This window comes from Sphingobium scionense (assembly GCF_014197035.1).
In the GTDB taxonomy this organism is placed as follows: domain Bacteria; phylum Pseudomonadota; class Alphaproteobacteria; order Sphingomonadales; family Sphingomonadaceae; genus Sphingobium; species Sphingobium scionense.
Genome location: NZ_JACIEU010000039.1, coordinates 1 through 20,174 on the forward strand (window position 1 = coordinate 1; position 20,174 = coordinate 20,174).

31 protein-coding genes and 1 pseudogene are annotated in these 20,174 nt (G+C 63.0%); 27 read left to right on the plus strand and 5 right to left on the minus strand.

From position 1 onward, the window contains the following. From GGQ90_RS25885 to GGQ90_RS25905, 5 genes and pseudogenes are all read left to right on the plus strand, one after another. A pseudogene (locus GGQ90_RS25885) lies at nucleotides 1–1,304 on the plus strand (hypothetical protein); the annotation flags it as partial. A gap of 66 nt (nucleotides 1,305–1,370) precedes the next feature. Then, nucleotides 1,371–1,655: a hypothetical protein gene (locus GGQ90_RS25890; protein ID WP_072598939.1), complete on the plus strand. Its 285-nt coding sequence runs from the start codon at nucleotides 1,371–1,373 to the stop codon at nucleotides 1,653–1,655. Beyond that, nucleotides 1,652–1,885 carry a hypothetical protein gene (locus GGQ90_RS25895; protein WP_158011120.1) on the plus strand — a complete coding sequence of 78 codons (234 nt, stop codon included), beginning with the start codon at nucleotides 1,652–1,654 and terminating at the stop codon, nucleotides 1,883–1,885. Before GGQ90_RS25890 ends, GGQ90_RS25895 begins: the two co-directional genes overlap by 4 nt. Before the next feature lie 149 nt (nucleotides 1,886–2,034). Beyond that, the gene (locus GGQ90_RS25900; protein ID WP_072598937.1) at nucleotides 2,035–2,331 is read left to right on the plus strand and encodes a hypothetical protein; all 297 of its coding nucleotides are present in this window, start codon (nucleotides 2,035–2,037) and stop codon (nucleotides 2,329–2,331) included. A gap of 5 nt (nucleotides 2,332–2,336) precedes the next feature. Next, the gene (locus GGQ90_RS25905; protein WP_072598936.1) at nucleotides 2,337–3,215 is read left to right on the plus strand and encodes a zeta toxin family protein; all 879 of its coding nucleotides are present in this window, start codon (nucleotides 2,337–2,339) and stop codon (nucleotides 3,213–3,215) included. Between the two features lie 11 nt (nucleotides 3,216–3,226). Here the strand turns inward: GGQ90_RS25905 and GGQ90_RS25910 are convergent, their stop codons facing one another. Next, complete coding sequence (locus GGQ90_RS25910) at nucleotides 3,227–4,459, minus strand: phospholipase A (protein WP_343054139.1); 1,233 nt, start codon at nucleotides 4,457–4,459, stop codon at nucleotides 3,227–3,229. A gap of 203 nt (nucleotides 4,460–4,662) precedes the next feature. Between GGQ90_RS25910 and GGQ90_RS25915 the strand changes: the two genes are divergently transcribed. The 16 genes from GGQ90_RS25915 to GGQ90_RS25985 all read left to right on the plus strand — a co-directional run bounded on the left by GGQ90_RS25915 (nucleotide 4,663) and on the right by GGQ90_RS25985 (nucleotide 12,976). Beyond that, a complete protein-coding gene (locus GGQ90_RS25915) occupies nucleotides 4,663–5,001 on the plus strand; it encodes a WGR domain-containing protein (protein WP_083579368.1) in 339 nt (112 codons plus the stop codon). A 371-nt stretch (nucleotides 5,002–5,372) separates the two neighbouring features. Next, on the plus strand, nucleotides 5,373–5,705 hold the full coding sequence (locus GGQ90_RS25920; RefSeq protein WP_072598934.1) for a single-stranded DNA-binding protein: 333 nt from the start codon (nucleotides 5,373–5,375) through the stop codon (nucleotides 5,703–5,705). 710 nt (nucleotides 5,706–6,415) lie between these two features. Continuing rightward, nucleotides 6,416–7,486, plus strand: a complete 1,071-nt coding sequence (locus GGQ90_RS25925; protein WP_246428446.1) for an ArdC family protein — start codon at nucleotides 6,416–6,418, stop codon at nucleotides 7,484–7,486. A gap of 52 nt (nucleotides 7,487–7,538) precedes the next feature. Continuing rightward, a complete protein-coding gene (locus GGQ90_RS25930) occupies nucleotides 7,539–7,766 on the plus strand; it encodes a hypothetical protein (protein WP_158011114.1) in 228 nt (75 codons plus the stop codon). Next, on the plus strand, nucleotides 7,763–8,362 hold the full coding sequence (locus tag GGQ90_RS25935; protein ID WP_072598932.1) for a hypothetical protein: 600 nt from the start codon (nucleotides 7,763–7,765) through the stop codon (nucleotides 8,360–8,362). Before GGQ90_RS25930 ends, GGQ90_RS25935 begins: the two co-directional genes overlap by 4 nt. Next, nucleotides 8,359–8,781, plus strand: a complete 423-nt coding sequence (locus tag GGQ90_RS25940) for a hypothetical protein (protein ID WP_072598931.1) — start codon at nucleotides 8,359–8,361, stop codon at nucleotides 8,779–8,781. Before GGQ90_RS25935 ends, GGQ90_RS25940 begins: the two co-directional genes overlap by 4 nt. 304 nt (nucleotides 8,782–9,085) lie before the next feature. Next, nucleotides 9,086–9,376: a hypothetical protein gene (locus tag GGQ90_RS25945; protein WP_226998737.1), complete on the plus strand. Its 291-nt coding sequence runs from the start codon at nucleotides 9,086–9,088 to the stop codon at nucleotides 9,374–9,376. Beyond that, complete coding sequence (locus GGQ90_RS25950) at nucleotides 9,373–9,672, plus strand: hypothetical protein (protein ID WP_072598930.1); 300 nt, start codon at nucleotides 9,373–9,375, stop codon at nucleotides 9,670–9,672. The genes GGQ90_RS25945 and GGQ90_RS25950 overlap by 4 nt, the downstream gene beginning before the upstream one ends. 3 nt (nucleotides 9,673–9,675) lie before the next feature. Then, nucleotides 9,676–9,867: a hypothetical protein gene (locus GGQ90_RS29500; protein ID WP_083579366.1), complete on the plus strand. Its 192-nt coding sequence runs from the start codon at nucleotides 9,676–9,678 to the stop codon at nucleotides 9,865–9,867. A 26-nt stretch (nucleotides 9,868–9,893) separates the two neighbouring features. Continuing rightward, entirely contained in the window at nucleotides 9,894–10,298 is a 405-nt protein-coding gene (locus GGQ90_RS25955; protein ID WP_343054140.1) for a DUF6884 domain-containing protein, read from the plus strand. 487 nt (nucleotides 10,299–10,785) lie between these two features. Then, nucleotides 10,786–11,052 (plus strand): hypothetical protein, encoded by a 267-nt coding sequence (locus GGQ90_RS25960; protein WP_072598929.1) that lies wholly within the window; start codon nucleotides 10,786–10,788, stop codon nucleotides 11,050–11,052. Next, the gene (locus GGQ90_RS25965; protein ID WP_188084358.1) at nucleotides 11,049–11,291 is read left to right on the plus strand and encodes a hypothetical protein; all 243 of its coding nucleotides are present in this window, start codon (nucleotides 11,049–11,051) and stop codon (nucleotides 11,289–11,291) included. The genes GGQ90_RS25960 and GGQ90_RS25965 overlap by 4 nt, the downstream gene beginning before the upstream one ends. Before the next feature lie 22 nt (nucleotides 11,292–11,313). Next, nucleotides 11,314–11,514, plus strand: coding sequence for a hypothetical protein (locus GGQ90_RS25970; protein WP_072598927.1), 201 nt, complete (start codon nucleotides 11,314–11,316; stop codon nucleotides 11,512–11,514). Next, on the plus strand, nucleotides 11,511–11,792 hold the full coding sequence (locus GGQ90_RS25975) for a hypothetical protein (protein ID WP_072598926.1): 282 nt from the start codon (nucleotides 11,511–11,513) through the stop codon (nucleotides 11,790–11,792). Before GGQ90_RS25970 ends, GGQ90_RS25975 begins: the two co-directional genes overlap by 4 nt. Then, on the plus strand, nucleotides 11,789–12,580 hold the full coding sequence (locus tag GGQ90_RS25980) for a hypothetical protein (RefSeq protein ID WP_072598925.1): 792 nt from the start codon (nucleotides 11,789–11,791) through the stop codon (nucleotides 12,578–12,580). The genes GGQ90_RS25975 and GGQ90_RS25980 overlap by 4 nt, the downstream gene beginning before the upstream one ends. A gap of 48 nt (nucleotides 12,581–12,628) precedes the next feature. Next, a complete protein-coding gene (locus tag GGQ90_RS25985; protein WP_380765307.1) occupies nucleotides 12,629–12,976 on the plus strand; it encodes a DUF7673 family protein in 348 nt (115 codons plus the stop codon). 119 nt (nucleotides 12,977–13,095) lie between these two features. Here GGQ90_RS25985 and GGQ90_RS25990 read toward each other — a convergent pair whose 3' ends face one another. From GGQ90_RS25990 to GGQ90_RS26000, 3 genes are all read right to left on the minus strand, one after another. Continuing rightward, nucleotides 13,096–13,395, minus strand: coding sequence for a type II toxin-antitoxin system RelE/ParE family toxin (locus tag GGQ90_RS25990; protein ID WP_072598924.1), 300 nt, complete (start codon nucleotides 13,393–13,395; stop codon nucleotides 13,096–13,098). Continuing rightward, complete coding sequence (locus tag GGQ90_RS25995) at nucleotides 13,392–13,652, minus strand: CopG family ribbon-helix-helix protein (protein WP_072598923.1); 261 nt, start codon at nucleotides 13,650–13,652, stop codon at nucleotides 13,392–13,394. Before GGQ90_RS25995 ends, GGQ90_RS25990 begins: the two co-directional genes overlap by 4 nt. 401 nt (nucleotides 13,653–14,053) lie before the next feature. Beyond that, on the minus strand, nucleotides 14,054–14,383 hold the full coding sequence (locus tag GGQ90_RS26000; protein WP_158011112.1) for a hypothetical protein: 330 nt from the start codon (nucleotides 14,381–14,383) through the stop codon (nucleotides 14,054–14,056). Nucleotides 14,384–14,865: 482 nt separating this feature from the next. Here GGQ90_RS26000 and GGQ90_RS26005 point away from each other — a divergent pair, with 482 nt between their 5' ends. Next, the gene (locus GGQ90_RS26005; RefSeq protein WP_226998736.1) at nucleotides 14,866–15,258 is read left to right on the plus strand and encodes a DUF3768 domain-containing protein; all 393 of its coding nucleotides are present in this window, start codon (nucleotides 14,866–14,868) and stop codon (nucleotides 15,256–15,258) included. A 61-nt stretch (nucleotides 15,259–15,319) separates the two neighbouring features. Further along, the gene (locus GGQ90_RS26010; RefSeq protein WP_226998735.1) at nucleotides 15,320–16,762 is read left to right on the plus strand and encodes a DUF4942 domain-containing protein; all 1,443 of its coding nucleotides are present in this window, start codon (nucleotides 15,320–15,322) and stop codon (nucleotides 16,760–16,762) included. Nucleotides 16,763–17,080: 318 nt separating this feature from the next. On the opposite strand, the gene GGQ90_RS26015 is transcribed toward GGQ90_RS26010, so the two are convergent. Then, nucleotides 17,081–17,380, minus strand: a complete 300-nt coding sequence (locus GGQ90_RS26015; RefSeq protein ID WP_188084359.1) for a DciA family protein — start codon at nucleotides 17,378–17,380, stop codon at nucleotides 17,081–17,083. Between the two features lie 298 nt (nucleotides 17,381–17,678). On the opposite strand from GGQ90_RS26015, the gene GGQ90_RS26020 reads away from it, so the two are divergent. Genes GGQ90_RS26020 through GGQ90_RS26035 form a run of 4 tightly spaced genes read left to right on the plus strand, consistent with a single transcriptional unit; the run spans nucleotide 17,679 to nucleotide 19,819 of the window. Next, nucleotides 17,679–17,888: a hypothetical protein gene (locus tag GGQ90_RS26020; protein ID WP_072598975.1), complete on the plus strand. Its 210-nt coding sequence runs from the start codon at nucleotides 17,679–17,681 to the stop codon at nucleotides 17,886–17,888. After that, the gene (locus tag GGQ90_RS26025; protein WP_188084360.1) at nucleotides 17,888–18,058 is read left to right on the plus strand and encodes a hypothetical protein; all 171 of its coding nucleotides are present in this window, start codon (nucleotides 17,888–17,890) and stop codon (nucleotides 18,056–18,058) included. The genes GGQ90_RS26020 and GGQ90_RS26025 overlap by 1 nt, the downstream gene beginning before the upstream one ends. Next, a complete protein-coding gene (locus GGQ90_RS26030; RefSeq protein WP_246428447.1) occupies nucleotides 18,051–18,851 on the plus strand; it encodes a ParA family protein in 801 nt (266 codons plus the stop codon). Before GGQ90_RS26025 ends, GGQ90_RS26030 begins: the two co-directional genes overlap by 8 nt. Next, nucleotides 18,851–19,819, plus strand: coding sequence for a ParB/RepB/Spo0J family partition protein (locus GGQ90_RS26035; protein ID WP_072598920.1), 969 nt, complete (start codon nucleotides 18,851–18,853; stop codon nucleotides 19,817–19,819). Before GGQ90_RS26030 ends, GGQ90_RS26035 begins: the two co-directional genes overlap by 1 nt. The last annotated feature ends 355 nt before the right edge of the window (nucleotides 19,820–20,174 follow it).

The following is a 20,174-nucleotide window of genomic DNA, read 5'->3' on the forward strand; positions in this document are numbered from 1 at the left end:
ACTTCGGCCGCTACGCGACCCCGGTGCAGTGGGTATCGACGATGCCTGAAGGTGCGCCTTATGTAGGTTTTCTGTTCCGTTGCTACTCAACCCCCGATACGCTTGCCGCCGAAGCCGAGGCGCAAGGCTGGGGCGAGGTCATTGCCGCCGAAAATACGCCCTATGACAGCTATCGGTGGCACCGGCTCTATCCCGATCAGGAAACGCGCACCCTGTCCGATGCCGAAGAGGCGTTCATGGATGAGCTACAGGAGAAGCGGGAGGCACGGATCGCGGAGTTGTTCGCGGGCCTTGGCGAAGATTTCGATCTGGAGTTTGATGAGGAATTGCGCGAGATCGAAGCCCAGATCGACCGGATCGGCACTGTCGAGCGTGACTATTCCGAAGAGGCCAAGCGAGGCGCGGTCCTGTTGATCGTGGTCGGCCATCAGGGGAAGGCCGAAGTGACGGCCTATACCCGCAAGGCCCCACGCAGCACCCGCAGCGCCAGCGGCAGCAGCAACGGGACCGGCGCGCCCCGACCCCTTTATGACGCCCGCATGACCGAGGAACTGTCGCGGATGCGGACTGTTGCCTTGCAGGCCGAGGTTGCGAAGAACCAGCACCTTGCCAATGCGGTGCTGCTCGATGCGCTGTTGCCGATCCTCGCGGAGAGCTATCCCGACGCCCATGCGGTCCAGCTTCGCGCCAGCACGGACATTCAGGAACCGGCCCAGCATTTCGACTATAACACGCGCGAAATGGCGTCGCCCTATGCCGGGGTGGCCGACCTGATCGCGGGCGCGCCGAAGAAAGCGGCCAATCGCTTCGCATGGGTTCTGGCCTTGGATGATGCCGATATTGCCCGCCTGCTCGCGGCCTGCACCGCCGCGTTGATCGATGGTCGCCATGGCAAATATGCCGACCCGGAACGGTTGCGTTCGGTGGACCGGATCGCCCGCGCCGCCAATCTCGATATGCGCGAGCATTGGGAGGGTGGCGTCGAGTTTTTCGGGGCGATCACCAAGAAGGCGATGCTTGCGGCGTTGACCGAGGCTTGCGGCCCCGCTGCCGCCGAGAATTGCGCGAAGATGAAAAAGGATATGTTGGCCGAAGCCTGCGCCGAGCGCGTCCCCGGTCACGGTTGGCTCCCCCCGGCTCTCGTCACCCCGGAGGAACCCGAAGTCGAGCCGGAGGACGAGGCCGAGCGGCAGGACGGCGATGGCGAGGATATCGACGCCGATGAGGCCGAGGCGGCGGACGAGTGCCCCTTTGCCGAGGCCGACAACGACCATGACGAGCACTTTGCGGTCGCTGCCGAGTGAAACGGAAGCGGGCCGTCTCTTTCGGGGCGGCCCCTCCCCAACGCCACAAATTCAAGGACGATAGCCATGCAGCATTATGATGAACCCGCCTTCGATAACCAGCAGGCCCATGCCGAGGGCTGGGGCATATTCGATCTTTGCGAGATCGGCCGCCCCGATCCCTACCAGCTACAGCGCGTGGATGCCGATGAGTGTTTCACCAGCGACGACGAGGCGTGGCGGCACGTCGCCGCCCGCGCTGCCGAAGGCAGTGCCTATCATGGCGCGGCGCTGGATTTCCTGCGCGATCATTCCCCCGGCGAATATGCGGCGGTTGCCGCTCATGTCGCCGCGCGGGAGTCGGTCGCGTGAGCGGGCCTCACTATCGCGCCATGCTGGCGGGCCAGCCCGTTAAGCCGGGGCAGGCCATTGCGGATTTTCGCGGTGAAAGCTGGGTGTTCGACTATGTGACGCGCGGTCCCGTCAGCACTAGGAAAATCATCGCCACCGACGCGAGGGGCCGGCAGCGGGAGTTTTTCCCAAGCGTCTTTCCCGGCTTGTCCGTCGAACCCGTTCTTCCAGACGGAGAGGCCAGTGGTTGACTCTAGGCCGCGCCAGCGCCGCCGCCTTGGCGGCGGCGCGCCCCACCGCCAAGGCGACGCGGCGGGCGCGGCCCAAGGGCCGCGCGGGCGCTGAACCAGCTCGCGGTCCTCAATTGTTCCGCCCCGCCTTTTCTGATAGGATTATCGCCATGACCGAGATTGCCGCTCCACTCTGGACTCAGGACCAGGCCGTCGCCTTCGAGGCGGCGCGCGAGGCGGTGGTGGACGTGATCGCGGGCTATAGCGCGGAGATCGATGCCGAGCAGGCCAAGCCGAAGCCCGATGGCGAGCGATTGGCCTTTCTCGAAATGCAGACGCGCCATTGTTTCGATGTCATGAAGTCGTTGCGCGTCACTGATGACGCGACCGTTGCGCAAGTGCTCCGCGAATATAGCGCGATCGTCCGCGCCCGCGACAGCAAGAGCGAGTTGGCCGCTGCCGCCTGATCTGCATGGATCGTGACCCGGACCGTTATCGGCTTTCCCCGGACAAGCATCGCGCGATCTACGAAAGCCGCATCGCGCCGCTGCTATTTGCGCAGGCCGCGCCGGTCGAGCGCCCTACCGCCTTGGTGCTTGGTGGTCAGCCCGGCGCTGGCAAGAGCGCCTTGCTGGCGGCCGCCCACGCCGAGTTCGATCGGCGCGGGGGCCTGATCGAAATCATCGGCGATGATTTGCGCGCCTTCCATCCGCGCTATAGCGAATTGCAGCGCCATGACGACCGCACCGCAGCTTTCTTCACCGATCGCGATTCGGGCCGGTGGATCGAAATGGCGATTGCTGACGCCGCTGCACGGCGCTGCAATGTCGCTGTCGAAGGCACTATGCGCCTGCCCGACAAGGTGGCGGAAACCCTCACCCGCTTTCGCGATAACGATTTTGTGACCGATGCGCGGGCACTGGCGGTCAATCCGGAGTTGAGCGCGCTTGGCATCCTCCAGCGCTTCGTGGCGCAGAAGGACAGCCGCGGCTACGGGCGAATGACGAGCATGGAGGCGCATGGGGCCGCGCTGGGCGGGATGCTCGATACGCTGGATCGGATGCAGGATGAGCGCCTTGCCGACCGCCTCACCATCTATCGGCGCGGCGGCGAGATCCTGCATCGCTTCGATTTTTCCCATCCCCTCTCCCCTGATGAGCCGCGTGCCCGTGAGATTGTCGAGCGCGAGCGCGGGCGTCCTCTCACGGCCGAGGAAGCCGCTTATAAGCGCGCGGAGATCGACCGCCTGGCGCCCGCGCTGCAACGCTATGGGATCGTCCCACAGGCGAAGGCGGAGCCGGATCGCGGGCGCACCGATCAAAGGCGCGACAAGGATGATCGCGGCCGCTAGACCCCGCGAGCTTATCGCACGAGCGCCACGCCAATGCGAAACCGCGTCGTGTGTTTGTTGTAGTCCAGCAGGTTTTCTCCATAACCCACGAAGCTCTGGCCGAAGAGGTAGAAGTCGGGGCCGCCGCCAAGAATGCGGCGCATCGGATAGGAGAGATCGGCGGAAACCGATCCCTTGCCGCTCGAAAAGTTGAATCGACTGGACGTAGAGAGGCGAAGTCCATCCTCTTCCCCAATCTCCACAACGAGGCCGGTGTTTCCTCGATATCTACGGATATCGGGATTGTCCGAAAGGTCGCCGGCATAGAGCCAAAGCCGTGGAGCAACGACCAACCTGGTGTCGCCGCTCAGCGAAAAAGCGGCCATGGGAGCGAGATAGAAGCCGTTGACGCTGCGCGATGCATCGCCTGAACGCCCATTGGATTCGTGGCGGACACCGATTTGGCCGCTTAGCGTTGCCTTGTCCGAAACCGCGACACCCGGCGACAGATAGAACAGCTCTGGCTGATAGTCGATGTTACGGAATGGTGAGGACTCGGCACCAAGATCCCAGAACATGCGCTGTGTATAAGCAAAATAGAGGCCGTCCAGCATCGAACGACCCCCGTCCTGCCGCGCATGACTGCCGAAAAGCTGATATTTGAAGCTCAGTTGGAGCCGCGCGTCCGTGTTGGTGCCCGGACCATAGACAGCGTAGATCGGTTCATAGGCGGACAAATTTGCGAGGAATGCATTTCCCGTGGACCGATCCGCTGGCGCGGCGGTGGAAAGTGTGGGAGCGTCGGCGGTCGCCGGAGTTGGCTTAGCCGCCTCCGCCGTCGTGACCGAGCGGCCGCCAGCAGCCCCTCCGGCGTTCACCGTTATCGCAACCTTTTGGTCGTTCCACGCGGGGACTGACAGCAGCGCGCCGTCGGCAAGGAACGATGCGGAAAAACTGTAGCGCCCCGAAGCAAACCCGGCCGATGCGACGACCACCGACGCCGGCATCGCTGCGGCGCGCTCAAGCCAGATGGCGCGCGCATCTTCGCCTTGGGTAAGGCGCGCCTCGACGCGATTGGGTAAAACCACCGTCTGGGGCTGATCGCTGGTGTTGAGCAGCCGGACCTCGACGGGCACCGTTCCGTCGCTGCCTCGATCTCCGATATGACTTACCAGGATTTCGATGCCGGGCTGTGCGTGGGAAGCGGAAGGGAAAGCAGCCACTCCGGCTAAGGCAAGCAGGTAACGGACTTTCAACTTACGCACATCACGCTTTCCATCTCAGATAAGGTAACAGAGCCTCCAGTTCGCATATCGTTGGGAAACGAGTCAACCGAACGGTTCGGTTTGTGGTGGCTCGAAGCAACCCTAATCGCGACGTGAAACTGATTCATGCGATGAATCAGTTGGCCCGGTTTGATTCGAAAAAGTCGCCAGACTTGCCTCACCGGGGCCGATAGAATCCGGGGATGGATTGCAGCTTCCCAGACCCGTTCATTCCCATCGAGCTGATTGCGCTCGATCCTGCCCGCAATATTCGGCGCCGCTATGAAATCGTCGTGACCTGCGACCTGTTCGGCTCCTACATCGTTGAGACGAGTTGGGGGCGCATCGGCGCGCGCGGGCGGACCAAGCGGCTGTCCTTTCCGGACCGCCCCAGCGCCGAGCGGCATGTCACCGCGACATTGCGTCGACGTGGAACGGCGAGGAAGCGGATCGGTGTGCCCTATCTCCTCTCGCCCTCCTGCAATCGACCCGCAGCGTGCGACCCGCACCATGCCGCCAGCCTTGTCGCATATTGCGAGTAGCTTCGCGAAAGACCTTCGCGGTTGTAAAACAATAGACATTATGTTTTACAGTTCCATTGTCCTCGTGGTCGCCGGGGTGCTTGATCCTTGAGCATGTCGGCAGCGATCGGGCGAAACGCGGGCCGCTACCGAACTGGCTCACACCACGCGGCAATCCCGAACGACCAAGGAGCTGCATCCATGTCTTTCAACGGGCTTTTTTGCTGATGGAAGATCGCTCCGCCCCGGCTCAGACGTGCAAGGAAACAACCACCCCGCCGAGGCCGGGGCTACGGTTTCCGTGTGCCACGGACCCTCCGTTTCTTTCCTTGCACGCGCCGAAGCTGCCGCGACGCCCATTTCCATCATCAACCCGAAGAAAGGAAATGAAGATGCGTAACCTTGCAAAGTTCGAGATCATCGGCCGCATCGGTGAGATCAAGGCCGGTAACGGTGTAGTCCACCTGAAGATCGCTGCCAACTATCCCTACAAGGATGAGAACACCGGCGAATGGGCCGATGACACCTATTGGAACCGCGTCGCGATCTTCCGCGAAGGCACCCGCAACTATATCGCGGACAAGGCCAAGGTCGGCGACCTGGTGCGGGTCGAAGGCCGGCTGCGGGACAGCAGCTACGAGAAGGGTGACGAGACGGTTTACACCGTCGACCGCATCGTCGACCAGTTCGGCATCCTCGCTCACGCGGCCGAACGCGCCGACTGATAGCGCTGGGGCGGGGCCGCAAGGCCCGCCCCTCTTTCATGTTCGTTCACGTCCGAACGGCCACGGTTTCCACCCTCAAAGCTGCCTTGCGTGTTTCTGTCATGTGGACAAGCCCGAAGGCGAACGCGCTCCCCAATAGCGCCGTAGAGAGCCTTCGGGCTTCGGAGGTCCGGGTTACGCGATCGAAGGGGGAAGTCTCCCCCTGAGTTCGAGCCGCTTCGCCGTCTCGCCCTACCCCCTCTGGGGGGGGACGCGCCCCCCCGCAACGCCCCCCTGCCCGCTTCCACGTCGCCCAACTCGCCGGCACGACCCATGCCGCCTGGTCGACGCCGCGGCCGATCAATGACGCCGCCCAGGGCGGCGAGATCCTTGTGTCTGTCGGGGAAAGGGGCGCGCGGCCCCCTCTCCCCAGCAACGATAATCAGCCGGACCGAGGCTCGCTGCGCTGCGCCCGCACCACCCCGGCAGATTTTCGCTGCCCCCTCTCCTCCTGCATAACTTCGGCGGGCCATGGCCGAGCCGTTTTCCGAAGCGCCGATCATTCGCCCGCGATGCAGCCGATGATCGTGATGGTCGCCGATAGATCGGCCGCGCTGTTTGCAGGGATTCCGGGGCCTGTTCCTGCCCCCTGGCGCAAGGGCCAAGCCGTCTCGGTCGCAGGCTCCCTCGCTTGGTGATCGCGGGGGTGTCCCCGCCCTTCCGCGCTGCGCTTGTGCAGGGCGGGTGATCCCCCTCCCCCGCAATCAGCCCTCATTGCGCCATTCCCCGACCCGCTTCGCCAGCAGGCAGAAGCCGATGACGCCAGCGCCTTCGGCTTCATCTTTAGGAAGGGAAACAAGCACATGGCACGGAAATCAGCCCGCAGCGCACAAGCCAATCGGATCGACGTTTACGAAGAGGTCACAGCCAGCATTATCGCTCTGTTGGAGGAAGGCACCCGCCCTTGGTCGCCATCTTGGGCATCGGGGGCGGCGACCCTTCCCATGCGGCACGAAGGGACTCCCTACCGGGGAATCAATATCCTCCTGCTTTGGTCCGCAGCGATGGGGCACGGATACGCCAATCCCTTTTGGATGACCTACCGGCAAGCGCGCGAGTTGGGCGGTCAGGTCCGCAAGGGCGAGAAGGGCAGTCTTGTCGTTCATGCCGGAACCTTCACCCCGAAGGATAACGAGGCCGAGCAGCATCAGAGCGACGATGACGGCGAGGATCGAACCCGCCGCTATCTGAAACGCTATGTCGTGTTCAATGTCGAGCAAATCGACGGCTTGGACATGGCGAAATATCCGGTCCCGGTTGTCGAGATCAAGAACCGCGACGAGCGCGACCCGGACCTTGACGCCGCCTTTGCCCGCTACCCGGTTCCCTATAGCGAAGGGGGATCGAGCGCGTTCTATCGGCAGTCCGAAGATCGCATCCAGATGCCCGCCTTTGGCGATTTCGTGAGCGGCAACGCCTTCTATGCGACCCTTGCCCACGAAGGAATCCATAGCACCGGGCATCCCGACCGCTTGGACCGCGACAGCCTTCGCGACTACGGCAAAAGCAAGGAAATCCGGGCTTTCGAGGAACTGATTGCCGAGATTGGCGCAGCGATGCTTTGCGCGCAGCTAGGCATGAAACCGACCGAGCGCGAGGATCACGCCGCCTATATTGCCGATTGGCTCAAGGCGCTTCGGGGCGACAAGCGCGCCATCTTCCGCGCCGCCGCCGCCGCGCAGGCCGCGAGCGAATTGATCCTCTCCCACATGACCGATGAACCCGCGCGGCAGGCCGCTTGACCGATCAGGGGCGGTGCGCAGCCGCACCGCCATTTATCGAAAGGACCGAGCCATGACCACGAACGAGCAACTGCGTTTGCAAACCGGATATGATTATCTGGCCGCGAGCCTCACCAGTGGCCCCGATGCGTATCAATATCGCGCGTTACTGCGCGTCTATCTCGACCATTACGACATGGACACCACCAGCGACGACACGACCGCCGACAGGATCGAGCGGCTTTCCTCTTTTCTTCGCATATTGGCCGCTGCTGCCGTCGCGGAAGGGGCCGCGACATGAGCGGCGACACAGACGAACGCGGCCGAACGGTGACAGGCTACAACCCGAGGATCGCCACCGTGTCGGAAGCGGAATTTGCCGAGCTTATGACACTCGCGCGCGAGCAGCCGCGCCTAACACCCGATGGGCAATGGCGTCACGATTATCATGCCGCCATGATCGCCAGACGCACTATAGGCGTGCAGCCCGATCTATTCGGCGCGAGGGCGGTGACACACATGCACCGGACGAAGCCGGGGCCGGTCATCGACTGGCAACCGGAGCCTATTGACGAGAAGCTGGCCCGGATCGCGCGCGATCCCCATGCAGCATTCGGCATCGGCCGCCCCGCGCTAAGCGACGAAGAAAAGGCGGCGATGCTCCGTTCAGCGGCAAACTGGCTGCGACTTGGCCAGCGCGTTCGCCTCATAGGAGCGTCAGCGTCCATCGACGGCCAATTCGAGCGCAGAGCGGGCCGCGTCGGCGTGGTCTGGCGCATATCCCGAACCATCACCGATTATGTCCATATCTATCTTGATCCGGTAGGGGCCGAGCGCGCCGAGAAGATCGTTTTCGTCGAGCTACGCGACGTCGAGCCGATCGAGAATGAACAATGAAGGCCCCCCGCCCCGGCATAGGCGACAACGGGGGACCGCCGCTGGACGATCCGGCGCCGCAGACGCCGCCCCCGGCCTATGCACCCCGCCCCTATGATGCTGCCTGTAGCCGCTGCCTTCATTGGAAACCGCCCACCGAGCGGGAGGAATTCGACTATCGGGCATGGAAGGGCGGCTATGGTCGCCGGGTCAAGGAACCGAGCGGCTATTGCCATCATATCCGCCATCGTCCGGGCGGCCCTGTCGCCAGCGGCGGCACGATGGGCCGCAGCTTCTGCTACAATTTCGAGCGCAAGCCCGACCCCGAACCGGAGCGGGGCCGCGCTTTCGTCACCATCTGGCAGGGTGACAAGATTGCATGGCAAGGCCGGGAAGGCGAGGAACCCGCCGAGTTCCGGCAAGGCGAGCTGGACCTGTAGCGGTTGCCGGATCGGCGCACCGATCCGGCGGGGTTCTTGACCGGGATCATTCGCCGGCGATGCCGCCAATGATCGCAATGGCCGCCGATAGATCGGCCGCGCTGTTTGCAGGGATTCCGGGGCCTGTTCCTGCCCCCTGGCGCAAGGGCCAAGCCGTCTCGGTCGCAGGCTCCCTCGCTTGGTGATCGCGGGGGTGTCCCCGCCCTTCCGCGCTGCGCTTGTGCAGGGCGGGTGATCCCCCTCCCCCGCAATCAGCCCTCATTGCGCCATTCCCCGACCCGGCTCGCCGCTCAGGCAGAAGTCGATGGCAGCCATCGCCTTCGGCTCCAATTTGGAAGGAAAGCCAGTGAAATACCGAATTGTCCATATGATCGGCAAGGCCGTCAGCGTCACCGAATTTGACGCCGCCACGCCGGACGAGGCCATCAGCGCCGCCGCCGCGAAGGGTTACGCCTTTACCTATTTCAACAGCAATCGCAGTCAGCGCGAACAACTGATCGGACAGCCGAAGTTCAAGGGGGTGCTGGGGCCGATGTGGGACGTGGATGCCATCCGCTACGAGGATCAGGCCGCATATCGGGAGTTCAGCCAATGAGCGCCGATATCCCCATCGCCACCATTCTTCGCATCAACGCCGAGCGGACCGTGCCTATCGAGCGCTATGAAGCAGACGGGGCGTTTGATCGCTTTGGCTATCTTCGCGATCTAGCCGAGGACCATGGCGCGGACCTTGCCGCCGTGATCGAGATTGCCGACCTGCTAGGCCCGGAAGAGGACTTTGACGGCCTTGTAACTACCATCGAGGACGCCGCCGAAGGATTTGGCTTTGGCGCTTCCCTATTCGCAGGGGACGGCGCGGCCGATGAAGCGCAGCCGGGCGAGAGGGGGTGACCGATGGCCCGCCATTGCGTCCGCCCGCCCCGCTATGTCCCCGTTCCCAAGCTGATCGGCCAGCAACTGGACTTGTTCGGCGGGCCGACCGTCACCCATGAAGCGGAGCGCAAACCGCTCCCCAAAACATGGGGTCGCCAGCTTCTCGCCTATCATCTTGCCGACCACTTCGCGGATTTGGAGGATGATCGGTGACAGACGCGATATATCTGGTCAGTTGCGTGGCGCAGAAAGCCGCGACCCGTCGGCGCGCGGCTGATCTTTATCAGTCCGATTGGTTCGGGAAAGCCCGCGCCTACGTCGAAAGCACTGGTTCCCGCTGGTTCATCCTGTCGGCGGAGCATGGCCTGTTGCATCCCGATACCCTTGTCGATCCTTATGATAGGGCGCTCGCTACGATGAGCGCGCTCGACCGCCGCCAATGGGGTGCGCGCGTTATCGCCCAGCTAGACGAACTTCTAGGTTTCCATTTCCGGGGCGAGATCGTTTTTCTGGCGGGGAGGCATTACCGCGCGCCCTTGCTTGGCTATGCTGCCGCCCGCGCCCGCGTTCCGATGGCCGGATTGGGAATCGGCCAGCAAAAGGCTTGGCTCGCGGCGCAGCTCGCCGCGAGCCGGGGAAAGTGACGCCGCCCAGGGCGGCGAGATTCTTGTGCGCCGGGGAGAGGGGCCGCGCGCCCCTCTCCCCCACAATGACAATCAGCCCGGCCGAGGCTCGCTGCGCTGCGCCCGCACCACCCTGGCAGATTGTCACTGCCCCCCTCACCCCGGCATTTCCCCGCATGGATCGGTCTCGTTTCGTGGGGCGGCGGTCATTCGCCGGCGACGCCGCCAATGATCGCAATGGCCGCCGATAGATCGGCCGCGCTGTTTGCAGGGATTCCGGGGCCTGTTCCTGCCCCCTGGCGCAAGGGCCAAGCCGTCTCGGTCGCAGGCTCCCTCGCTTGGTGATCGTGGGGGTGTCCCCGCCCTTCCGCGCTGCGCTTGTGCAGGGCGGGTGATCCCCCTCCCCCGCGATCAGCCCTCATTGCGCCATTCCCCGACCCGGCTCGCCGCTCAGGCAGAAGTCGATGGCAGCCATCGCCTTCGGCTCCATCTTAAGAAGGGAACTGGAATGTTGAACCACGCCAATATCGAATCCAGCGGCTTCAAGGCCGGTGAATATGTCGGTTACACGATGGCCGGGAAAACCTCCTATCTTATGCGGATCAGGCGGGGCGGGCGAGGCTGGGAAACCTACTATCATGAGCCGCTGGCCAAAGCGGCGGGTGGCTGTTTCACCTATGTAACCGCGCGGACGCTCAAGGAGATGTCCGGCAAGCTGGACGCTATAGCGCGTCGCTATGAGGATGGTGACAGCTTTCCCGCAGGGGGGGCGTGACCATGCCGACCCTCGTTGAAACCCGCGAACAGCACCGGGAACGGATCACGCGGGAACTTGCCGAACTGGAGCGCTTTTGCGCGCGACGCGACGATTTTCTGGCGCGGATCGACTGGCGGGCCATGACAAGCGCCGACCGCGAGCAGGTTGAGGATTTCGACCTCGATCTTGCCATGTGCGCGCATGAGCTTGGCTGCGAGATGGCATCCATCTGGCGCGGCGACCACGGCATCTTCTGACTTCCTGACAGGAACGAGCATCATGGAAAACATCGAAATGCGTTGCCCTCACTGCGGGAGCGCCAGCATTCTTAAGGACGCAGCGGCCGCATGGGACGCCGAGGCGCAGGAGTGGACCCTTGTATCGGTTCACGATCACGAGACTTGCGAGGATTGCGAGCGGAGCGGCGACTATATGGCCGAGCGGCGCACCTTCGAGACGGGGATGGAGGACGCGCCATGACCAACGATCAGGAGCTTTTTGCCGCGATCCGCGCCTTGCCGCATATGGCGATCACCAAGGCGGACGGAGAATATCGGATCACATACCGCCTCGCGTCTATCGCTCTTGCCGATCAGCGTCAGCATAGTGCCGACTGGCACCGGATCACGCCGAGCGGGTGGCCTAGTGTGGCCTACTATACGAACGACAGGGCCAATGTCCTTGGCACCGCCAAATCGCTTTCCGCGCAGATGGTGCGCCTTCTGGACCGTGTGACCAGCAAGGAGGCGGGGCGATGACCGAAGCAATCAAAGACGAGCTGGGCGAACAGATCGTCGCGGCGGGCTTTGCGCCGAACCACGCCATTCTGGACATAAACCGTTCGTTCGACGTGCCCCGTGACTTCGCGCTTGCCGCGCCTTGGAATCTGCCCTCGCGCATGTTCCGCTTCCCTATCGAGGTTTGCCCGCCCGATGGCGACCAGCCTCGCAGGATCGGGCTTCGCCATCCCCTGCTGGCCGAACATCCCTATGTGCGGCGCGTAGAAGCGGCGCTGGGCTTCGAGATCGACCGCAACGGCGCTCCCAACCGCTTCGGTTATACTACCGCTCCCACGGCGCGCTGGTGGCACGCCGTCGACCTTATCAGCGCAGGCAAATGGCGCGAATTGCTCGAAACGCAGGATTTCACCGAACCCGGCTGCATCATGCGGGCCGTCGCCTACGGGTGCCGCTATTCCGACCATGAGGACAAGAAGGCCGCCGGTCTTATCAACACGGCGGAGGCGCGAGCGATCATGCGCGAAATGGGCGCGACCGAACCCGCCGACCGGAGCGCGATCACTCGTGCATTCAGGCAGCCCACGATTTGCCGACAGGACAATGGCAGCGAGCATTGGCCGATCAATTCCGGCCCCGACTGTGCCGAGGATTTGGCATGGGGCTTCATCATCGGCGTCGAGGACGGATGGTTCAGTCGCGACCGTTCCGGCTACCTCCAATGGTCCCAGCTAGGCCGTGACCGCTATGCGGCGGGTGATAGCGTCAGCTTCACCGAAAGCAGCGGACAGGCTGCTTTCGCCTTCTAGGCATCCAATGCGTTTCAGGGAGCCTTTGCCTTCTGATCGCGATGCGCCATGATGCAGGCCAAGAGGTGCGAGATGAACGAAACCGGCAATATCCCTCATTCCGAAGCGCAGGCGGCGCTTGATCGCCTGTTGACCGTGGCTTTGTCAGACACGGGACAGTCACGCATCACCGCGAATTTCCTGCTGGCATGGTGGAACGCGTCGGATTGGGGTGGTTTCGATATAGCCGACCTATTCAGCGTGGACCGCGCGATCGCGGCGGACATGACGACCCTGTTCGCGTTTCTCGGTCAGCAGGGCGTCGCGACCTATGCCGATGCCTTTGGCCGCAGGGCGGAGATCGTGAAACTCATCCGGTTATGGCGGCGGGCCGATGTGGAGACGGCCGAGGCGTAAGGGCGACGCGCCAGCGCCCCCACCTTGGCGGGGGCGCTCCTCACCGCCAAAGCGGTGCGGCGGGCGCGGCCCTGGGGCCGCGCGGGCGCTATTGGGGTTCGTTCATCCGATTCACCGCTCTATTGCGGCCATTCTTCCTCCGGCCAATTCCGCGATGTGTGGATGACGTGGAGGATCGTCACCACGCTTTCATCCTCGCTCAGCGCATAAGCGATGATGTAGGGGAGCCCGGCGACCGACTTTTCATATGTGCCGCTGACCCGTCCGGGGTGTCCTGTTGCGAAATCGGCAAGATTGTCGCCTGTCGCTCGAATCCGCCTCGCGACCCGACGCGCAGCGTCGGGGTTGTCCTTCGCGATGGCGACGGCTTGCCATTCCAGATCATCCAGCGCGTCGTCTGACCATTGCACATGCCTCATGCGGCGTTGTTGCTGGCGGCTTCTATCGCGGCATCAATCCGGTCCATCGCTTCCTTATGCGGCGTAACCCGGCCTGCCTCCATGTCGGCAAGCCCGCGCTGAATACCTTCGATGATACGCAGTTCGCGGTTTACATAGGATTCGACGGCTTCGGCCGCGAGATAGGACCGCGTGCGGCGCGTATTGTGCGCCAGTCGGCCCAGCTTCTCCTTGAGATCGGGCGTGACGCGGATCGTCATCGTTGTGCTGGCACCCATTGGGGCCTCCTTTCCGTGTGTCGTGCACGTTGTAACACACTTGCCAGCCCATGTCTCCATAAGCTGCAAGGACAGCTTCCTATGCGTTCTCCCACGCTATAGGCCGGATAGTGGTTTTCTAAGTTTAGAGCGGAATAACGGGGGGAAGTCTCCCCCTGAGTTCGAGCCGCGTGCCGCGTCTCGCCCTACCCCCTCTGGGGGGGGACATGTCCCCCCGCAACGCCCCCCTGCCCTCCGCTCCACGTCGCCCAGCTCGCCGGCGCGATGCCCGCCGCTTGGTCGAGGTTAAAAAAATGCCGCGCCCGCCGCAGGCGACAGGCCCGGCATTTTGACGATCGAACCTGTTCGGCGCTTGATACGGCGTTCTTCGGCTACCGGCGCTGGCAGGGATGTGGCTGCGATCAGGCGGACGGGCCAGTTCGCACAAGGTCCAGCGTTAGCGCATTGGCAGCGGGAGCCGCGCCGGATAGCCGATCTTCGCCAGAAAGCAGCGTCAGCCATTGCCGCCCATAGGAACGCGCGGCCAAGAAATAGACGCTGCCATGACAGCCGACCACGCTGCACCTGTCGAGCTGGTCAAAGGGGGATGCGGTCGCCCCAAAACGAAGCGCCTGCACCGAGGCATCTATACGCTGCTGGATGCCGCAGAGACGGCATTGCGACCGCACATGGGCATTGGAGCGGGCAAGTGCGCCCCATGAGGACGTCCAGCGCGGGAAAAGGCGGTCCATCTGGGCCATGCCAATCTGACTATCAAATCTTCCGCCCTGCCGTCCATCTTCGTTGCCCCAGCGCGGCGCAGACCTCCAGCACCGACAATGATGACCGGCCTTGCCGGACGCCTGCGTAAAGTCCGCGCCCGTCATGTCGCGGCGCGGAGAGACAGGGCTTGCCCTGTCCTGTGGCGCCCGCAGGCGGGCACGTTCGCTTTCCCTGTCTCGATAGTGAGGCGGCATGCCACCGCGCATTTGTAGGGATTCCGGGGCCTGTTCCTGCCCCCTGGCGCAAGGGCCAAGCCGTCTCGGTCGCAGGCTCCCTCGCTTGGTGATCGCGGGGGTGTCCCCACCCTTCCGCGCTGCGCTTGTGCAGGGCGGGTGATCCCCCTCCCCCGCAATCAGCCCTCATTGCGCCATTCCCCGACCCGGCTCGCCGCTCAGGCAGAAGTCGATGGCAGCCATCGCCTTCGGCTCCATCTTAAGAAGGGAATAAGCAGATGAAAAACTTTGCAGAAATGACTCCCGAACAGCTTGCGGCCTATCGTGAGCGTGTTGCGGTGCTCAACGATCAGATGCGCGCGAAGCTGGACAGTCCCGCGCCCAATATCGTGGTGATGACGCAAGGCATTCTTGCGCTGGTCGATAGCGACTCCGCGACCGCCATTGCGCGGCAGATCGAGCTTATGGCCATCGTCGCCAACTACTCGGCTTTCAGCGAGGACAACAACCCGCACGGCGAACGCGATTTCGGCGATTTCGAGTGGCTGGGAACCCGCTGCTATTGGAAGATCGATTATTACGACCGCCAGACGGAATGGGGATCGCCCGACCCGGCAGACCCCGCCGTCACCTGTCGCGTCCTGACCATCCTGCGCGCCGACGAATACTGATCGGCCACGCGCCGGGGGCGGCGCCGTCCGCCCCCGCTTCCCCTATTTGCGAGGAATCGCCATGTCTTTTGAATTGATGAACCGTGTCCAGATCGACGAGATCACCGGAGGCCGGGATTTGGCCATCGCGCGTTGGCTGGACGCCTTCGACAGCTTCCACCGCCTGAGCGACGAGGCCGCCGGGTTGAGCATTGGCGGGGCGCTCTCGCTAACCGCGCCGTCAGGCGACCGCTACAACGATACCGGCCTGACGCGCGCTTTCCTCGCAAAAACCGACCATGAAGCATACGACCGGGAAACGCACAGCACGATCAAGACGAGCGCGCGCGACCATTTCGCCGCGAAGATGACGGCGGCGGTTGATCGGCGCTGCTGGCGGCATCTGCTGGAAACGCTGGGTTTCGACCAGCTTCTTGACCGGCAGGCGCGCGAGGAATTTTATTCCGGCCTTGAGGGGGTGCCACCCACCTTCACGACCGAGAATTGCGCGGCGACATTCGGTCATATCTGGGAAAACCGGCGCGATATCTACCTGCGCGGAATCGCCAACACCTTTGCGGCGCTGGACCGGCGTTTCCGCTCGCATGAGGGTTTCAAGATCGGGAGCCGTCTCATCATCGAGCGCGCGCTAAGCGATAGCGGGCGGTGGTGGAGCGACTATAACCGGCGCGATACGTTGCGGGACGTGGAGCGGGTTTTCCGCGAACTGGACGGGCTAGGCCCCTGCCCCGAAAGCATGAGCATAACCGAGCAGGTGATTTCCGGGCGCGATTATACGCCGTTCGTCATTCACGGCGATTATTTTCGCGTGCGCGTTTTCGGCAACGGCAATCTGCACCTGTGGTTCGAGCGCAAGGACTTGCTTAAGGAGGTGAACAAGTTGCTGGCCGAATATTATGGCGAGGTGATCGGGGACGGCTACAACAGCACCGAGGCCCCTGACGCACCGGAGTTTCATTTGACGCCTGCCAAGGACTTCGGGGCGTTTATGTCCTCCGATGAAGTCGCTTGGCGCGTGATGGAATGCGCGATGATCGGCAAGGGACTGACCGTGCTTGAACCGAGCGCCGGGACCGGCGTGCTCGCCAAGGCGGCGCACAAGGCCGGGGCGCTGGTGGATTGCATCGAGATACAGCCCGGATTGGCGCATGAATTACGGGTGCTGCACGGTTTTGAGGACGTGCGGCAGGCGGATTTCCTGACCCTCCCCCCCTCGCCTTCCTATGATCGCATCATCATGAACCCGCCTTTCGACAGGGGCCGCGATTGCGATCATGTCCGCCATGCCTTCGAGTTTCTGAAACCGGGAGGCATCCTTGTTGCCGTGATGAGCGCCCGCGCCGAATTTCGGGAGGACAAGCGGCACCGGGCCTTGCATGATATCGTGGCGCGTTGCCGCCCCGCCTGTGGCTGGCGGAAATGGCATGACCTGCCCGCCGGATCGTTCGCCCATGCGGGGACCAACATCAACACGGTCATTCTGGCGATCAGGAAGCCGGATTGATATGATTGGGAGGCCAAGGCTTGCCCTGCGATTGCGGAGGCGGGCCATAGTTTCCCTTGCCGAGCAGCCGGAGGATGAAGGCGATATATCCGAAAGCTGTTATGTGCGCGGGCCGATGGAGCATACAGCTCCATCGGCCATTTCTTACCGATCCCATGATCCTCGTAAGCTGGCTTGAGGCTGGAAGGCGAATGCGCTCCCCAGATAGCGCCGTAGAGAGCCTTCGGGCTTCGGAGGTCCGGGGCGGCACCCCCTCCCCCACTCTGCGGCCGCGCGACTATGCATGTGCATAGTCGCGCGGCCCTCGAGCCGTTTCGATCAACGGCGGACGCAGATTTTGACGTGCGCGACCGCCGGATATCCGAACCGTTCATTGATACGGGCGATCAGTTCGGGGATTTCCGCACGCACGGCGGCCGCTTGCGCACGATCGGTCGCTATATCGAGAACTCCGCGCGCGCGACTGCCGGGAGGATAGCGCAGCGTCATCGGGGTCGTATGTTGCGCGAGTGCTGGACCGACGATTTCCGGCCAGCGTGCGACCAATTCCGAGCGGCCGAACCCCATGCGGCGCATGGCAGGCGCTGCAACGGTGCGCAGGAGGTCGCCGATCGCCATCGCCTCCCCTCCGCGTTCGCCGCGCCGTCCGAATCCTTCGCTGTCCTTCATGTTTTCCACCATGCCACGGCGCGCCCGGCCCGTCGAGAAATGGCGTGTCGCCATTTCGGCACGGCGCGACTATGCATGTGCATAGCCGCGCCGTGCAGATCGCCGCGGGCGATCATCGACAAATAGTATGAAGTATTGAGTTCATTAATCCGTTCGCTTATGGTCCCGATCCGCGTTCCTCTTCGGCGCGGGAGCAAGGACGGACGGTTTGAACGAGCGAAAGTCGGCCGCGAGCGGCGTCGACGCGATGGACGAGGATGCGATCGTCCAGATTCGCGTTACAAAGGCGCTGCGCAACGAGATTGCTCAGATCGCGCTGAATCAGGGCGGGATGACCTTTCGCGCACTCATTTTGTCGGCGCTCAAGGCCACCTATGGGTTGGAGGTCGCCGATTCCGATTTGCGCGACAGGCGAGGGCGACAGGCTGGAGAAGGCGTGGGACAAGGAGACGGGTGATGTCTGAATATTTTGCGGCGAATCCCGACCATGCCATCCTTGTCGGCATCATCGGCTTCTTCGCCTTGTCGTATTTTTTCGGCAGATCGAGGCAGCGTCGGCGCGGAGATCGTGCTGCCGAGGAATATTATCAGCGGATGTTGCGGGGCGGTTGGCGAGACGATGGCTAAGAAAGACGGAAAAGCCGGCATCCGGCCGATGCAGACGATCGTAATCAACAACCGCAAGGGCGGCGTCGGCAAGACCATGCTAGCGACGCATCTTGCATGGTTCTTGGCCGAGGATGGCGCGCGCGTCCTGTTCATCGATCTTGACGCTCAGGGCAATGGGTCTCGCACACTTGCGGCCGCGGGTAGGGGAGGGCGATCGTCGGACCTGTTCGACCCAGACGCCAAGTTCGAATTGTCGGGCGCTCCTGGTCTGACCGTGCTCGAATCAGATGAAACGCTCGATATTGTCCAGCTCCAAGACGTTCAACAAATGGTGGAGGCGTTCAATGCTTTCCCCGCGCTGTTCGATTATTGCGTTATCGACACTCCGCCAACTTGGGGGGCGCTGAATTTCGCTGCGTTGACTGTTGCGGATCATCTGGTCGCCCCGATCGAGATGAAAGATTACGCGCTTGATGGCGTCGAACAGCTCCTGAAAACTATTCAGGCGGCCGAGCAAAGCGGCAGGGGAGGGCGTAAGATTAATTTTCTTGGGCTGCTGCCGTCCCGGTTCAACAGCCATAGCCCGCGCGAAAAGGAAAATGTCGCGGAGATCGTGCGGACAATCGGGACGAGCATGGTGTTCAACGGCCTGCTGGCGCAGCGCGACGGCTATGAAGAAGCCGTTTCGCAGGGTGTGCCGGTCTGGACCCTCAAAAAACGTGCGGCGGTCGTCGCCGGGCAGGAAATGCGCTTCGTGCTGTCCCAGATCCGCGACCGTATGGATGGCCTTCCGGCCAAGGAGATCGTGTAGTGAGCAGTTTCAGGGAGCGAGCGGCGCAGATCAGCGGCGTTCTTCATGCGCGGGTGGCTGAGACTGCGGCAGCGGTGCAGGAACTGGCGTTGGACGATGTGATTCCCGATCCCGAAAATCCGCGCCGTGACTTTGATGAGGAGGAGCTGGCAGGTCTAGCGAAATCGATCGGGCGGCGGGGGGTTCTGCAACCGATTACCGTCCGACCCGCAAATGAGGATGGGAAATTCGTCATTCGCTTCGGCGAAAGGCGTTGGCGTGCCTCGAAAATCGCGGGCAAGCGGACGATCCGAGCGATTGTTTCCGAAACAGCGAGCGAAGCCGACAACCTCGTTGAACAGGTTATCGAGAACGAACAGCGGGCGGATTTGCGCACCAGCGAAATGGTCGAGGCGGTGCAGCGGCTGTTGAAGGAGGGTTGGAGCAAGAAGGCGATCGCGGAGGAACTGAGCTGCAAACCTGCTGAGATTACGCAATTTGCGGCTGCCCCCGATATGGCTGGTTATCTGCGCGATCTGATCGACGTCTGGCCCCGACGAGCGCTCTACGACCTTCATATCGCCTCTCGTAAGCATTCCGAGGCGGTCCAGCGGTTTGTGGCATCCCGGCGTGAGCAGGGTGTGACCACCGCGGCGGTCGCCAATTTCGTGCGCGGGCTTAAAGACCCGCAACCTCCCAAAGCGGTTGTGCGCCCCGTCGAAACTCCTGTCCCGAAACCTGTCGAGACGGCGAGCGAGGCGCGCGGCGATCCCGATCAGGCTGTATCCGATCCGGTGCCTGCATCGGGTAGGGGGAAGGGCAGGGCGGTAGCCCCTGCCGCCCCGGCCGTCCCAATCGTGACCGTTACCGTGGGCGGCAGGAATGGACGGCTGATCTTGCCCGATACGGTTTCCGTGCTGTTCGAAGGCGCAGACGAGCCGGTGACGGTGTCCGCCAGCGAGGTCCGGCTTTTCGACGCGGCTACCTGATTTTCGCGTCGCACGAGCTTTTCTCGCGTTCGGCTATGCATATGCATAGAGGCGCGGACCGCGGTCATTCTGAAACGCACAACGCGCTTGGCGGGTAGGTCCGCCAGCGTCAGACTATGCATGTGCATAGCGGAGGGGAACTCGAAATGCTTGATGGCGGGATAGGCTTGCAGCCGGGCATGTAAAACATTAGAGCTATTATGTGACATTTTTTGGAGTCCGCCTGCCCGCCGACTTGGCTCGGCGTTTCGACCGCGTAGCAGCGGGCGAGGGCGGTCGTTCTGTCTTGCTGCGAAAGCTGATCGAGCGAGCGGCAGGGGAGGCAGGGGAGGGGGAAGCCCCCTCTGCCAGTCCT